The organism is Ignavibacteriota bacterium (genome assembly GCA_016218045.1).
Classification (GTDB): Bacteria; Bacteroidota; Ignavibacteria; order SZUA-365; family SZUA-365; genus JACRFB01.
In genome coordinates this window covers 121,553-136,629 of sequence record JACRFB010000072.1, presented here as the reverse complement: position 1 = coordinate 136,629, position 15,077 = coordinate 121,553, and the positions used below count along the sequence as shown (strand labels likewise).

General features: G+C 60.7%; 7 protein-coding genes. All 7 read right to left on the bottom strand.

Annotation, left to right across the window (positions count from 1 at the left end; all coding sequences use genetic code 11):
- Positions 1 to 47: 47 nt before the first annotated feature.
- The 7 genes from HY962_17675 to HY962_17645 all read right to left on the bottom strand — a co-directional run bounded on the left by HY962_17675 (position 48) and on the right by HY962_17645 (position 15,033).
- On the bottom strand, positions 48 to 1,601 hold the full coding sequence (locus HY962_17675) for a M20/M25/M40 family metallo-hydrolase (GenBank protein MBI5648762.1): 1,554 nt from the start codon (positions 1,599 to 1,601) through the stop codon (positions 48 to 50).
- 74 nt (positions 1,602 to 1,675) lie between these two features.
- Entirely contained in the window at positions 1,676 to 3,898 is a 2,223-nt protein-coding gene (locus HY962_17670; GenBank protein ID MBI5648761.1) for a hypothetical protein, read from the bottom strand.
- A 220-nt stretch (positions 3,899 to 4,118) separates the two neighbouring features.
- Positions 4,119 to 6,260, bottom strand: a complete 2,142-nt coding sequence (locus HY962_17665) for a hypothetical protein (protein ID MBI5648760.1) — start codon at positions 6,258 to 6,260, stop codon at positions 4,119 to 4,121.
- Between the two features lie 149 nt (positions 6,261 to 6,409).
- A complete protein-coding gene (locus HY962_17660) occupies positions 6,410 to 7,465 on the bottom strand; it encodes a T9SS type A sorting domain-containing protein (GenBank protein MBI5648759.1) in 1,056 nt (351 codons plus the stop codon).
- Positions 7,466 to 7,498: 33 nt separating this feature from the next.
- The gene (locus HY962_17655) at positions 7,499 to 9,877 is read right to left on the bottom strand and encodes a hypothetical protein (protein MBI5648758.1); all 2,379 of its coding nucleotides are present in this window, start codon (positions 9,875 to 9,877) and stop codon (positions 7,499 to 7,501) included.
- Positions 9,878 to 9,959: 82 nt separating this feature from the next.
- Complete coding sequence (locus HY962_17650) at positions 9,960 to 11,258, bottom strand: T9SS type A sorting domain-containing protein (protein ID MBI5648757.1); 1,299 nt, start codon at positions 11,256 to 11,258, stop codon at positions 9,960 to 9,962.
- Positions 11,259 to 11,385: 127 nt separating this feature from the next.
- Positions 11,386 to 15,033 (bottom strand): T9SS type A sorting domain-containing protein, encoded by a 3,648-nt coding sequence (locus tag HY962_17645; GenBank protein MBI5648756.1) that lies wholly within the window; start codon positions 15,031 to 15,033, stop codon positions 11,386 to 11,388.
- Positions 15,034 to 15,077: the final 44 nt, after the last annotated feature.

Genomic DNA, 15,077 nt, shown 5'->3' with positions numbered 1-15,077 from the left:
AAAAAGGGGATCCGGCTGGATCCCCTTTTTTCGTGTGAGACAGGTGCTCAGTGCCGGACGCTGATCCGATGCACGCTGCGGCCCGATGCCGTTTCCAGAGTGAGCAGATACATTCCCGCGGGGAGCGTTGAGACGTTCAAACGTTCGGTCGCAAGGCCGCCATCGAGCCTGCGCGGCGGCACGGCTGCGGCGGTGCGTCCGAGTGCGTCGTAGAGGGTGAGAGTCATGGGCTGCTCGTCGGGTGTTGCCGCGGTGATTGTCAGCAGGTCACTGGCCGGATTCGGATACGCGGCGAGGTATGGCATCGCACGCCCGGAACCCACGGCGGCACAAACCGTGTGCGAGGTGCTTGTGCTCCCGTCGGTGTCCACCTGTCGCAGGCGGTAGAGGTACACATCAGGGATGGGGGCAGGATCGGTGAACGTGTACGTTTGTGCAGTGGTACTGCTTCCGGCGCCCGTCACAAAGCCGATCGGGAGAAAGACGCCGTCGGCGATCCGGGCCCGTTCCACATGGAAGCCCGCGTTGTTACTCTCGTTTTCCGTCTTCCATGACAAGCGCACATCACGGCCGTCGGGCTCGGCGCGGAACGCCGCCAGCGTCACAGGCACGGGCGCGTTGAGACGCGCCAGGTGCATGATCGAGGCGGTCGCGAGGCGTGCGGCCTCACGGAAGAAATTCTGATGTTTCGCCGCCGAAAGATTGGCCCATGAATCGTTCGCCGTGTGGTAATACGCGTTGAAGTCCGGCCCGTATTCCTCGATGAACAGCACAGCGGAACGGTTTATTGACCAGAAGCGCGAGTGATCGCTCGCGCCGATGCCGGGATTCACCACGCTCGGAATCACCCCGGTCAGGTATGTCGTGTCGACGAAGGTGATATAGTCGGCGAGGTCGGCCGAGTATGCGCCGCCCGCATTCGGGGTCGTGTGGATCTGCATCACACGGTTGCTGTTGTTGTCCCACATGATCATGTCGCAATTGATCACCGCGCGCATCGAGTCGCCCGCATGTGCCGTGGTGTATTCGCGCGCGCCGAGCAGGCCCTGCTCCTCGCCGCCGAACGCCACAAACTTGATCGTATACTCGAAATTGAAGGATCGAAGGACGCGCGCCAGTTCCATGACGGCGGCCGTGCCGCTGCCGTTGTCGTCCGCGCCCGGACAGTTCTGATTCGCCGAATCGAAATGCCCGCAGATCATCACGTACTCCGCCCGTTTTCCCGGCAACGTGCCCACCACGTTGATTTTCGAGTAGGGCGCCACGTTGTTCTCGAGCACGGGATTGAGGCCGTAGCGGTGGAACACGTTGTAGATGTGCTGTGCGGCGTTGCGGAACTGTGTCGATCCGTTCGCCGCGTAGCGATGCGGAATCGTGACAGACGATCCGTTGATGGTTACGGGCAACACCCCCGAAAGCTGCTTCACCCATTTCTGCAGCGAGTCGAGCGACACTGAGGCCGACGTGCTGCCGTTGATCGTGCTGTCGACAACGGCGTCGTACGTCACCACGCCGAAGTGGTTCTGCGCGTGAAGGATCGGCGCGGCGACGGCACATACGGCGGCGCAGATGCCGATAACGGATTTTCGGATGCGATTCATCGATGTCTCTCGAAGTGCGGGGCGTATTGTCGCGAGGAATATCGCTGGCAGTATATCACTGTCCCGGCACGAATTCAACGGCGATTCCGCGGGGGTGTGCACATTCTTCCTCGACCGACCGACGTCGCGCTGAATGGATCACGGTGTAGCGGCGACGATACACACTCTGTCAGCCGTCCGTCCTGTTCGAGCCGGACAAGGTAGGGACCTGCAGCAAGCTGTGATGTATCCCATCGGATCGTCCGCTCATCCGTATGCATTATTCCTTCGTGCAGCACGGCGATGCGGCGGCCCAGAGCGTTCCAGACTGTGAGCGATGTGTGTTTCCCCGCGGACGCGGTGAAGCGCAGCAGCGCGTCGCCTGACATTGGATGTGGCGCGGGGAGATCGATGTGCAGTGAGGCCGGAGAAGGGAGGTGGTCCGTTGCCGCGGGACCCGGAATGCTGCTGGTATAGACGCTGCTTCCCTGTGTACCGACGAACAGGCGCGGATTGTCCGGCAGGCCGAGCGCAAGCTCGATGACACGCCGATTCACGAGCCCGTCATTCCGTGCGGTCCATCCTGAGCCCGGCGTGTGGTGATACACGCCGTCACCCCATACCGCGGCGTAGACGTCGTTGTTGTATCCCGCGATGAGATGGGTGATTTGCAGGGTGTTCAATCCGTCGTTCACGGGCAGCCAGATGTCCCCCGACGCGTTGTATTCAAACACACCATGCCTACGGGTCCCTGCGAACATCGATGCGCCAGTGAAACAGAGCGCGGTCACGTCGGTCGTATCCAGACCAGTGCCGAAATTGCGCCAGGTTGCCGCTCCGGCTTCGAGGATACGCACGCTGTTCCCGTGGATCTCCCCGTCGATGCCGGCGAGTATGGCACCGTCCGCTCTCTGCACAAATGCAGCCGGATATTCCGTCGACAGCAGCGTGTCGGTGGTGGTCCAGGTCACGCCGTCGTCGGTGGAGACGAGCATGTATCCGGAGATGCCGGAAAAGATTCTTCCGTCCGTCGCTTGGAAGAACCCCGATGGTGCGAGTACGTCCTGCACAAATGAGAACGACGTCCAGGAATTCGTGCCGCGCAGAATGCCGTATGCCGTGGCAACGAGCAGCGTGCCCGTGTGTGTGACAAGCAGGTCGTGGATGTATGCGGATGTGACGTTGGAGACTGCTTCGAGACGCGACCACGATCGACCGTTGTTGACGGAGCTGAACACCCAGCCGTTGTTTGATCCGGCCAGCAGTGTTCCGTCTCCGCGCATCGACAACGCACTGATGCGCGCGCCATGGAGTCCGTCGTTGGCACGTGTCCACGGACCCGCCGTGCCGCCTGTCCATATCCCCTCGAGGTCGCTGAAGCCGACGAAGTCGCCTCGTCCCGCCACCGCCAGCGCCCTGAAGGTCTCGCCGCGCACGCCGGTATGCAGACGGCGGAAGACGACACCGCCGTCGTCGGAGTAAAAGACAGCTTCGTCCGATGTTATCAACACTGTGCCGCTGTCGTCGGCTGCGATGGCGCGGATGTGTTTCGGGCCGTCGGTCGTGTCGATGCGCGACCAGCTCGCGCCGTTATTGGTGCTGACGTGGGCGCCGCCGAAAGTCAGACCCACAAACAGCAGGCCGCCCGTGGCGCGCGCGATGCCGCACGGTGCGTTTGTATGCGCCAGGCCGTCGTTGCGCGGCGTCCACTGCATCCCGTCGTTGCTGCTCGTGTACACACCCATCGATGTGGCCGCCCACAGGCGTCCCGTTATGTCCTGCATGAACTGCGCGCGGAACTCCATGGGATATGGATCGGGCGGGAAGCCCGCGCCCGTGGTTTTCCAGCGGGTGTCGCCCGCCGCGAGTGCCTGCATCCAGCTTTGCCGCACGAGCGCGAGCACGGTGCCGGCCCGTGTGGCGAACAGCGCGTTCACGCGTCCTTCCGACAGTTCATCCCCTGCCTTTGTCCATTCCTTCGTTGCCGCGGAGTAACGGAATACTCCCGAGTCCTGTGTGCCCGCATACCACACTCCCGAACCCGCCGGCGTGAGAGCTGTGACATTCAGATCCGTAAGCCCCGTGACCTGAAGCTTCCAATCACCGGTTCCTTCCCGGAAAAAGACGCCGCCGCTGATCGGTGCAGCCGCACTCGATCCATCCGATGGGTGTGTGCACAGCAGACCGGGCAGGCCTACATCAGGCCCTCCCGCGGGCTCCCACACGTGCCACTGTGCATGCAGAGACGTGTATGTCGCCACAGCCAGGACGGCAATGCGGATGCAGCAGCGGAAGGCGGGGAGAAGGGTGGTGGGCATGCGGAAACTCCTGTGTAAAAAACAAATTACACAAAAACAGAGTGGTTTATGCGTGGAAGGTAGGGATATGCCCTGCCCCGGTCAAGCAGTCGCGGAGGTGCGGGCAATAACGGCGGCGCCGATACGAAGCAGGGGCTTCGCATCGGCGCCGGGCGTCATGTGATGTCATTCTTGGAATGGAGTGTCGAGATCGTCGGTGCACACAAGGCGATCCCTTGTGTTATTCCACGATGCAGGATCTGTCCACCACTGTTCCATTCTGCTCAAGTCGTATTACATATGATCCACGGTCGAGCTGTGATGTGTTCCAGCGTACAGTGTGGATATCCGCGGTCATTACACCCTCGTACAAAACCATGACCAAGCGGCCGAGCTGATCCCAGATTGTGAGTCGCGCGGGTGAGCCCGTCCGCCCAGTGAAGGACAGCAGTGTTGTGCCTCGGGCCGGATGCGGGAGCGGAGCTCCTATACGCATTATTGCTGGGACGAGCGCTTGACCGGTGGATGCCGGCCGGGGTACTTCAGCTGCGAACACGCTGTTGCCCTGTGTACCCGCGTAGAGCCAATATTTCCCCTGCGCCATGCCAAGTGTCATTGCGGTTATCGCGAGATTCGGGAGACCTGTATTTACCGGATCCCACACAGGATTTGCCGCACGCGGCAGGATGCGGCCCACTCCGCCTCCCCAAGTAGCGGCGTAGAGTTCGCCGCTGTTGCCTGCAACAAGATCGTTGATGAACAGATTCGGTATTCCTGTTCCAAGTGAGCGCCAGGCGTTCTGAACGGTGTCGTAGATAAAAACCCCACGCCCCCATGTACCTGCACATGCTACACCATCGAGGACACACAGGGCTGACACTGTTGTGGTGTCGAGTCCTGAACCGAACTGCGACCATAGGCCGGTTGTCCGATCGCGGCGGCGCACTCCGCGCCCGTAAGGCGAAGCGCTGATACCGGCGAGTACATCACCATTTCGCAACTCGGCGAAACACAGTCCGTAACCGCCCGACAAAAGTGTATCGATGGTCGTCCATGTGAGGCCCGTGTCGGGAGACATACGCAGCGCCTTGTCGGTACCGCAGTACACCTTTCCATCACTCGCAAGCAGCAACGCCGACGCCGAGCCGCGCATGACGCGGGACCATGCTGTGTATGGAGGACGACCGCGGTAGACACCCCCGGATCCTGCAAGGAGTACCGTGCCCGACGTCGCCACCAAAATGTCGTCTATGGTGTTCGAGGTAATCATTTGCAGGTCTGAGAACCGCTCCCACGAGCTATGCAAGGACATTGAAAACAGCCATCCGTAATTCGAGCCGATCCATATCCGGTCGGACGATGGATCTTTGCGCAGCGCGTAGATGCGTGCCCCGATAAATCCATCCGCATTTCGTGTCCATGACCCTGCAACACCGCCCTGCCACAGTCCGTCGACATCGCTCCATCCCATGAAGTTCCGCCCGCTGAGCGCCTCGATGTGCAGATACACTCCCCAAAGCGCGCTAGTACTGAGACGGGTGAATTGTGCTCCATTATCGCTCGAGACGAACAGTCCCTGTGTGGACGCAACGAGAGCATCGCCGCTACCATTGGCTGCAACGGCGCGGATGTTCTTCGGGCCGTTGCCCGCACTGTCGATCAGCACCCACGTTGCGCCGTCATCGGTGCTGCGATACGCTCCGCTTGCCCACGAGCCCACAATAAGCGCCCCGGATGCGGTGACTGTGATTCCGTAATCAGTTTGTGCTGTTCCAAGACCCGTGCTGCGGTTCTCCCACGAATTGCCCTCGTTCGTGCTCATGAATACTCCGCTCGAAGTGCCCGCCCACAGCCGCGAACCGGACGTTGCGAAGCGGGCATTCACACGGCTTGGGAATCCCGTACCCTGTTTTCTCCACGTCGTCGAGCCCGTGGGAAGGGCAAAGAGTCCGGAATCCTGCGTCAGTGCAACGATGGTCCCTGCCTTAGTCGCACCGATGGAGTTGATGCGGCCGGCCGGAAGTCCCTCAGCAACGCGTGTCCAAGGACCGGCGGTGCCGATGGAACGGAATACACCGGAAGTACTGGTGGACGCGTACCATGTACCCTTGCTTTCCACCAGTCCATTGACGTACAGATCCGTCAATCCCTCGTTGTGTACCGACCATGCGGCACTGCCGCTTTTGAATAACACACCGCCACCGAACGGTGCAGCCGCAATAACGGAACCCGCTTCATCGACCGCCAATGCTGAGGGAGCGCCGAGTTCCGGGACACCCGCGCTCGTCCATTGTAATGGTTGTGCGCAGAGTGCAGAAGTTGTGATGAGTAGAACTACTGCCAGTGATGTGGCGTGCGAAACGTGGCGAACAATACTGTGCATGACATGCTTCCCAAAAGTGATGTGACGTGCGGGCAGAAAGAGTATGAGGTTTTTTCCAATTGTGCCTGCGTACCGTGTACACTCTGGCTCCTACTGGCTCAACCGAAGCAGGCAGAATGCGGTCGACGTGTTCTCCGTGCAGCCGCGTGTCAACGTCGCATGATACAGGTGCGATGCACCATCGAGCCGGTTTGTACGTGTAGCACGTAAATTCCGGCTGCAAGCGTGGCTGCATCGCAGTGCAGGATAGTGGTGCCTGCGCCGGCCTCGAGATCCGCTATGCGTGTTATCAAACGGCCCAATGCGTCATGCAGCGTTACCCGCACATGTGATGCGGAACGTAATGTCACCGGAATGTGAATCCGTCCGTCGGCCGGCTGCGGGTACGGCGTGCCGAGAAGACATTCCCGGGCCGCACCGACCTGGTTTTCGATGGCTGTGGCAGGGCCGGTCACGACGTATCCGATGACACCGGAGACGGTCGATTTACCCGCATCGGTGGAATCGAAGGTGACCGTCGCGCCTGTCATGCTGCTCGTCACAAAGTTGTACCTGTACGATCGGAGGAGTGAAGAGCCGACGGGAGTAGTGGACTTTGTGATAGTTTCGGTGAGGAGTCGCAGCGCGGGATAATCGCCGGAAGGGAGGCGGAGCGTGCCGAATGCGTCGCAGGTCCACGTGTACGAGGTCTGAATCGTGACGTTGGGAACGGGTGATGTCGGATCGGCCTGATACACCCACGTCGTGCCGCGTGTGCAGGGGAATTTCATCTGCACGGCGGGCGGTGTGTAGCGATACAGCGGCGTTGCGTCACTGTATCCGAGACCGTGCAGAAGATATTCGTTCTGGGTCACCTGTTGATATTGGTACATGGTGACTGCCTGGCCGGGCATGGTGAGCCGGTACACGAGATTTGCCGCAGGGAAATCGCCCGCGTGCGGAGCGGTGGCGGGTTGGATCAATTCACCATCGCTCTGTTTCTGAAATGTGAAGGTGCGGAAGTCCCACACCTGTGCCGTGCTCGATGCGCTGCCCACGCTTACCTGGACTTTTGATGTCGGCACGGTGGTGTATCCCGTGCCCGTTTTGCCGACAGACATGGAAGTAAGAAATCCGTCGCGTGTGATGGTGATCTGCGATAATCCCGTGACGGAACCGAGAGCGAGACACGCGGTCAAGAAACAACAGAACCGAATTGTGCGCATGATGTCTCCCGAATTACAAATGAAGGGATGGATTTAATTCGTCAAAAGAAAGGAAGTGGATGAGGAAGAGGAGGCGCTTTCGAGCCGCAGCAGATACATGCCCGGCGCAAGTCCGCGCAGATCGAGTCTGGTTGAATATGATCCGGCCTGTGGCGCGTCGATTTGCCGCGTGTACACAGGCACGCCGAGTGCCGTCCACACGGTGAGTCGCACGGGCCCTGCCTCGGCAAGTGTCCATGCGACGGATGCAGCGTCCCGGGCGGGTAGCGGCGACACTCCCGTGATGCGCAGCCCGCTGATGACAGATCCGAGGTGTGCTTCAGTATACGCGGCGATCTCTTCCGTCCCGTCGCTGTCGATGACGCGCAGCCGATAGCGGAGCCGCCCGTGGGGCGCGGCTACTTCCCGAGTTTCGTATATGCCGGACCCTCGCGCCGCACGTGTGTCGATCGTGCGCCAGTCCGCTGAACCCGCCTTGACAGCAAGACGCTCGATTCTATAAGCCGTGACATTGCGCTCGTCTAAAACACGCCATCGCAGCGTGACATCGGCATTATCGACGGTGGCCCAGAACGATTCAACGGTTGCCGGCACGATCGCGGTGCTTCGGTACAGACCATACCCTGTGACTCCCGCAAGCACGAATCCCGCCGAATCGCGCGCCATCGTGCGTACGAATCCGTGAGCATCGGGGATAGGTAGCAAATTCCAGGTCGCCCCGTTGTCGCCGGTCCAATACACACGCCCGCTGTCGGTGCCGCAGTACACGATTCCGCTGCGCCTGTCCGCGACGAGTGTGTTGATGTTTATCGGACCCGCACTGTCGCCTGCCGCGTGCCAGGACTCCCCGCCGTTTGAGCTTCGGAACGGGGTCGTCGCGCTTCCAGCCCACACCGATCCATCCTTGCCGAAGCTGATACACATGTAGTAAAATCCGGTCAGCCCGCTGTCCTTCGCCATCCAGGTGAAACCATCGTCGAGCGATCGGTAGATGTGATCGTTCGTCGCCGCAAAAAGCGCCCCCGTGGCCGGATGTCTGCCGAGACTGTGCGCGTTCATGAAGGATGTGAGCACTGTGCTTGCCTTCGTCCATGTCTCGCCGGCATCCGGTGAACGGTAGACGCCCGAATCGTTCACGGCAAGGACCACGGAGCCGTGCGTCGCCACCACGGTGATGATGGCTTTGTTCGTAATGCCGGCATCTTTCCGGACCCACGTGAGACCGCCGTCGAGCGAGCGATACAAGCCCGTGCCGGTTGCGGCATAGAGGCGCCCTGTGCTGTCGCAACTCAATGCGCGTACAAGTTCGAACCAGGGCAATCCCAGCGACTGATGCTGCCAGTGCGAGCCGTTGTCGCTCGAAAGGTAGACGCCGTAGGACTGCGTCGATGCCACGAGCATGCCGGAAGGAAGCGTCAGCAGCGCGGTGAGTGTTTCCGCCGTAAAGCCGCTGTCGTTGCGGAGCCAGGTGTTGCCGCCGTCACTGCTGGTGTACACCCCGTCGCAATTGGTGGCCGCATGCAGGACGCCGCTCCGGCCGCGGCTGATGGTGCTGTAACCACAGCCCGGCGACGTGACAGGCGTCCACGTCAGGCCGTGGTCCCGCGATTCGTAGATGAGACTGTCGGTGCCCGCGAGTACGCGATTGGCGGATGCCGGGAAAACAGCGAACGCATGCACGCCGGGATGGAGGCCACTGTTCGACTGCACCCAGGTGCTGCCGTTGTTCGAGGACCGGTAGATGCCGCGGTACCATGTCGCAACGTACAGTACGCCGCTTGAATCTGCTGCGATCTCCTCGACGGTTGTCGACACGTTGAAAATGCGTGTCCATGATCCGCCGACATTGGCGGTTCTCCATACGCCCTCATAGTAGAACGACGCGAGAATGTCGCCTCCCGGTGTTTCGTGCAGGGCCTGAGTCCACGCCCGGGCGAGATTGGCGTCGGTCCAGTGCAAACCGCCGTCGTGTGACCGGAGCACCCGTTCACTCGTTCCGGCAAATACCACACCGCTGCTGTGTGTCAGAAGCGCGGTCACGTAGAGTGTATCGAGTGGTTCCGGCGGACGCTGCCACGTCCGCGCGGTGTCGTATGAAACAAACACTCCCCGGCTCGTAGCGGCGAGCAGAGGATTCGTGCCGGTGAACGCATAGATGAAGTGCACGTCGAGCCCCGCATTGCTGCGTGTCCACACGGTGCTCGTGTCGTGTTTTCGATACACCCCGCCTTCGGTGGCGGCGAGGAGCCATGATCCCGCCTGATGCAGATTCATCACGGCGCCGCCGGTGGGGCCGTCGAGCGCCTGCCAGCTCTGGCCGGACGCGGGATGACCACATACCGCCGAAAGCATGATGACGAAAAGGATGGCACGCGCGCGTGTGCGCGGGAAACAAACGATTGGATGTCCCATGGCAGAATTGGTCGAGGTGCGGAGCGGAATAAGGTGGGATGAAGGCGCGGAGCCGGAGTGTGCTCCGCGCTGGGGAGCTGCTTCACCGATGTATGACACGTAATGCGCGTGATGTTGATCCGCGGGCTGTTGTGGCAACGATGTGATACAATCCGGGAGGAAACGTGCCGGTGTCAAGACGATGCACCGAGCCCGCACCCATGTCGATGTTCCGGGGTTGCTGCATGCGGCGCCCCAGTGCGTTGTAAATGGAGAGTTGAATGGGAGTATCAGGTCCGATAATCCGAATATACGCGTAACCGTCCGCTGGATCGGGGTACGCGTCGAGCACGGTGGTCCGATCTGGCCGCGGTGCGCTGGTGGCCTCCGTGCCGCGTTTCCAGCGGTTGTACGCGGCGTTGAGTATCGGCGCGAATTCGGCGGCCGCCTTCTGGTGTCCGGCGGGTGAGGGATGGTTGTCCCACGCGCCCGCGCTCGCATCCCACGAGGGATAGGCGAGATAGGGGCTCGGTCCGAGGCGGTATTCGATGCGCCCGTTGATGAATCGATGATGGCTGCCCGAGACGGAATGAAGATCGTTGGTGCTGCTGTTCCCGCCGTTCGAAGTGAGCACGGCGGAGTAGTCGAAGACCGCGACATTGGTGCGCGGATACGTGGTGAGCAGGTATTCGACGAGCCACGCGTTGATCTTGCGCAGTTTCGGCATGGCCTCGTCGGCCGCACCCTCGAACGAGGGAGGTGTGGTGACGATCACAAACAGCTTGTCGGGACGTGTCCGGAAATACTCGAGCAGGTCGCGGTACAGTCCCTTGATGTTCTCGACGGTGTACATCGTGCCGTCCTCCTCCGCGGTGCCGTGTCCGCGCAGCGGATTTGCAAGACCCGCCGCCAGCGGCGCATCATTCTCGTCGCCATATATCGTCTGCGCGCTCACGAAACATGACTTGAAGACAATCACCGTGTTTTCCCCGCCGGGATCAGTCACCGATTCGGAATCACGCCAGTCGGCCGACAGCGTGGTGTTTGTGTACAATGACGCGAGATATGTGTCGCGATGAGGACCGAGAAACCAGTTGTACCAGTGTCCGATGTCGGTATGGGATCCGACATTGGCGCCATCATTGACATCCGTATCGGGTGGACCCCAATCATAATCGGTGTCGCTGACGTAGTAGCGGCGAGCACGCAGCGTGCCGAGCAGCTTGCCCTCGTCGGGATTCAGCCATGCCCAACCGACTGAATGGTGGACAAAGACGAGACGCACCGGCGACACCGGAGATGTTGTGTCGACCTGCGCCTCCATTTCCAACGCAGGCAGCAAAACGTTTACAGCGCACAACATTGCGCGCACAACGCATCGACAGCGAAGCGGTGTAACCATCGTGGTTCTCCTGCGTGCGCCGTCAACACGGGCCGTAGCCCGGAACCGGCCGCTCGCTCATCTGTGTAAGAACCGAAAGTCGAAGCGGAAAACTACCGAAGAATATTATCGGGTTCAATGACAATAATCAGCGCCGAATTGTAACCGGCCGCACCTCTCGACGCCCCTCCGCGGTCAAAACCAGGTGGTAGATACCGGCCGGTAATCCTGTACCGTCGAGTGTCAGCGCCGTCACACCGCGTGGATAACGACCCTCCCCGAGCTGCACCACAAGACGTCCCAGGAGGTCGTACAGCCGCAGTGACACGGCGGCCGCCCGCGGCAGCGTGAAACGCACCGTGCTGAGGTCCGAGAAGGGATTGGGATAATTCTCAACACGGATCGACTGCATGTCGTCGCGTACAGTGTGCGCCTGTGTTGATGTGCCGGTCGTGAATGTCCAGACCGCACTCCATGGCCCGGGCCCGATGCGATTATACGCGCTCACACGCCAGAAGTGGTTGCTCCCTCTCGGAAGGCCCGGCACTGCCACCATGTTTTCAGTGAGAACAGTATCGAGGACGATGTGTGTCGCGAAGCGCCCGTCGTTGTCGATCTGCAGACGGTACTGCGTCGCCGCGGGTAGCTTTTCCCAGACACACAGTGCCGGATTGGCTACATCCCGCGCTTTGTCGGGCGGGCTGTCCAAATAGACTCTCAACAGGTGTCTAAACGGCATGTGTTCCGTCCATGACCCGGAATCAACACCGTGCAGCGCGCGGACGCGCCAAGCAAACGCATACACAGTGTCGGGAAGGGCGGCGATGTGGAGCGCGGTGTCGGGCACGGTTTGACGCATCCAGATCTTTTGAGTGTCGATATCGTCCGACGCCACCTCGACCGTGTACTCCGTGGCATGTGGAAGCGACGTCCAGCGCAGATCCACTTCGCGTGTATCGACGTAGTCGTAGGAGGCCGGCGACAAAAGTTGCACAGCAGGAAGCGGACCCGTTCCTGTGGTAAACGTCCGCTCGGCGGACCATGGACCGGTGCCTGCGGGATTTTTTGCCGCAACCTTCCACCTGTATGTCGTCCATCCATACAGCTTTTGCGGGCGATACGACGTTTCGCGGTACACTCCGCGCACTGTATCCGAAACCAGTAACAGGGCAATCCGATAGGACGTGGCATTCGGAACAGGGCTCCAGGAGCAGACTGTGTCGAGCGCCACACCCTCCATTCCGTCCAACGGCCACAAACCTCGGACGGAGTCGGGCGCGGGGAGATGATAGACGCGGAACCACCGGGCTTCGGACCACGCGCCCCTGCGTACACCCCGAATCCCGCGAACGCGCCAGTACCGTACAGCGCTGAGCGGCAACGATCCGATGGTTAAGTGCGGAACTGTTGTCAGCGTGTCGTGTTCGACAGCGTCAAAACTCACCGTCCTCGAGATCTGGATCTGATACTGAACCGCGTTGTCGGCGGGCCACCAGGAATACTCGGGAGACGTGGACACAGCCGTGTCGCCTTGTGCTGGTGTGAGAAGAAGCGGAACACTCGGCACTGCCTCGTTTGTGGCGAACCACCGGGCAGCAGACCAGGTGCCCTCCGCCGTTGCGGAGTGCGAGCGGACGTGCCAATACAGGACGATGCCCGGCTGCAGTCCCGTAAAACGGATGGATGTGGATCGTGTCGTGGTGTCGCGTACAACATCCGAGAAATCCGCCGTGCGTGAGAGTTGAATGGAATATTTCGTTGCGCTCAGAACTCTCCACCAAACACAGGTGGGCGTTATGGTCGCCGCTGTGTCGGCATCGGCAGGTGCGATGAGTACTGGTGGCTCCGGGAGAAGTGTCCCCGCGGTATCGTGCGGCGTCGGCCAGCCGTCTGCTGTCCATACACCCATCGAGGTGGCTGCAAAAAGACGCCCCGAGCCGTCCGTGATTAGGGCGGATGCGGATTCCCAGGGGCGCGTGCGTAAATCCACCCCCCATGATTCCCCTGCATCTGTCGAATATCGTATGCCGACGCCCGGTGCGCTGTACACGACGGTACCGTTCTGCACGTTGAGCGCGCAGAGCAGTTCCGCGCCCGCGCGTGTGTCGATGCGTGCCCACGTTCGTCCATTGTTAAAGCTTCGATGAAGTCCGCTGGAACACAATGCGTACAGGAATCCGGAGGATGTGTCGTACGCGATACGGTACACCGCCCCTAAGGGTGCGGAATCGGTCCGTACCCATGTGATTCCGTCATCGTCGCTTCGCCACACGTTCGAATCGTCCGCAGCAAAGAACAGTGAACCGCGACCCGCCGCAAATGCGGTGAAGGGGGCTACAGGCGAGGTGGAATCCGTGACAAGTGTCCAGGTGATGCCGTCATTGTCCGAACGCATTATCCCGCGGAAAGTTCGCTGGGTACCGGACGCGGTGGAAAAAGCTCCTCCGAGTAGCACAAGTCCAGGTGCCTTCCCGGCAAGTGTGCACTGATCCGCCGATCGAACGCGCAGTGTAAGCGGTTCCCACTGCGCCCCGGCGTTGGTGGATCGGAAGCAGTATCCCGGCGCGCTGCCGGCTATCAGCGTGCCTGCGTGCGTGCGCAGCAGCGAGGTGAATCCGAAGTCCACCAGTCCTTCGTTCATCTCTTCCCACACGCCGGCTGCCCGAGTGCGGAAGAGTCCGGAGGCGCGCGTTGCGGCAAACAGACTTCCATCGGTGCCACTCACAACGGCGCGTGTGTCCGCAGCGCGGATTCCGGTCATGCGCTTCATCCACGAGATGCCCATGTTGTATGAGGCGTGTATGCCGAAAGGGGAGGCCTCGAACGCGGTGCCGAGATAAAAGACCATTCCCGACCTGGCATCACGATTGCGTAGTTCCGTGACGTGCCACGTATCCCCGCGATCCGAGGACCGGTATCGCACGCCGTTGCCTATGCCCTGAACGATGTACACCATTGCCCCCACGGTATCCACGTCGATGCGCAACACATCCGGAAATGACAGGCCGTTTGCGCAGGCGGACCACGATGCGCATCCGTCGCTGCTTCGATACAGGGCCCCGGTGCGTCTGACGTCGTTCTCCACGCTGCTCGGTATCCCCGCATATATGGTCCCTGACGCATCCACCGCCAGCGATCGTACACGCATGCCGTTGTCTCCCGGGAGCGCGCCCACCTCATGCCACTGAGCGCCCGAGTCCACCGACCGAAAGACTCCGGCCGAGGTCGCGGCATACACGATGTTGCCCTTCGCGTCAGCGGTCATTGCATGGACAGGGACGTCGGGGAGTCCACTGCCCGCGCGATGCCAGGTGCGGCCGGAATCGAGAGAGCGATACACGCCGCGCGACGCCGTCTCCGTTCCGTTCAGAGCAACGTACATGACCGTGTTGCACACAATAAATCCCTCAACGGCGCCTGCAGCGGTAAGCGTGTGAACTTTGGACCACTGCACACCAAGATTGGTAGATCGATAGACAATTCCGCCACGGGAGGAGGCAATGATGTGGTTGTAGCCGACCGCACATATTCGGGAGATCGGATCGATTCCCGAAGGAGTGGAGACGAAGTCCCAGTTCATACCGTCATTAATCGATCGGAAAATCCCGATGTCGGTTACCGCGTAGAGATTGCCTGATTTTCCCACGCACAGGTCGTGGATATACCCCCCTTCTGGTCCACCTGCTGTTTTCCATGCCTCCTGACCCGTCATCACGGGGGAGATATGAAAGAGAGCCGCCGCCATTGCCAGCACTGTTCCCATATGAAGCGCCGAGGGTAAACCTGCCGTATGCATCCTGTCTCCTTGCACGGGGAAACGCAACAACGATACAACCGTTC

Bases quoted from the DNA above. Each gene is read 5' to 3' on its own strand.
- HY962_17645 (MBI5648756.1), bottom strand. From the start codon at position 15,033: ATGCATACGGCAGGTTTACCCTCGGCGCTTCATATGGGAACAGTGCTG.
- HY962_17650 (MBI5648757.1), bottom strand. From the start codon at position 11,258: ATGGTTACACCGCTTCGCTGTCGATGCGTTGTGCGCGCAATGTTGTGC.
- HY962_17665 (MBI5648760.1), bottom strand. From the start codon at position 6,260: ATGCACAGTATTGTTCGCCACGTTTCGCACGCCACATCACTGGCAGTA.
- HY962_17675 (MBI5648762.1), bottom strand. From the start codon at position 1,601: ATGAATCGCATCCGAAAATCCGTTATCGGCATCTGCGCCGCCGTATGT.
- HY962_17670 (MBI5648761.1), bottom strand. From the start codon at position 3,898: ATGCCCACCACCCTTCTCCCCGCCTTCCGCTGCTGCATCCGCATTGCC.
- HY962_17655 (MBI5648758.1), bottom strand. From the start codon at position 9,877: ATGGGACATCCAATCGTTTGTTTCCCGCGCACACGCGCGCGTGCCATC.
- HY962_17660 (MBI5648759.1), bottom strand. From the start codon at position 7,465: ATGCGCACAATTCGGTTCTGTTGTTTCTTGACCGCGTGTCTCGCTCTC.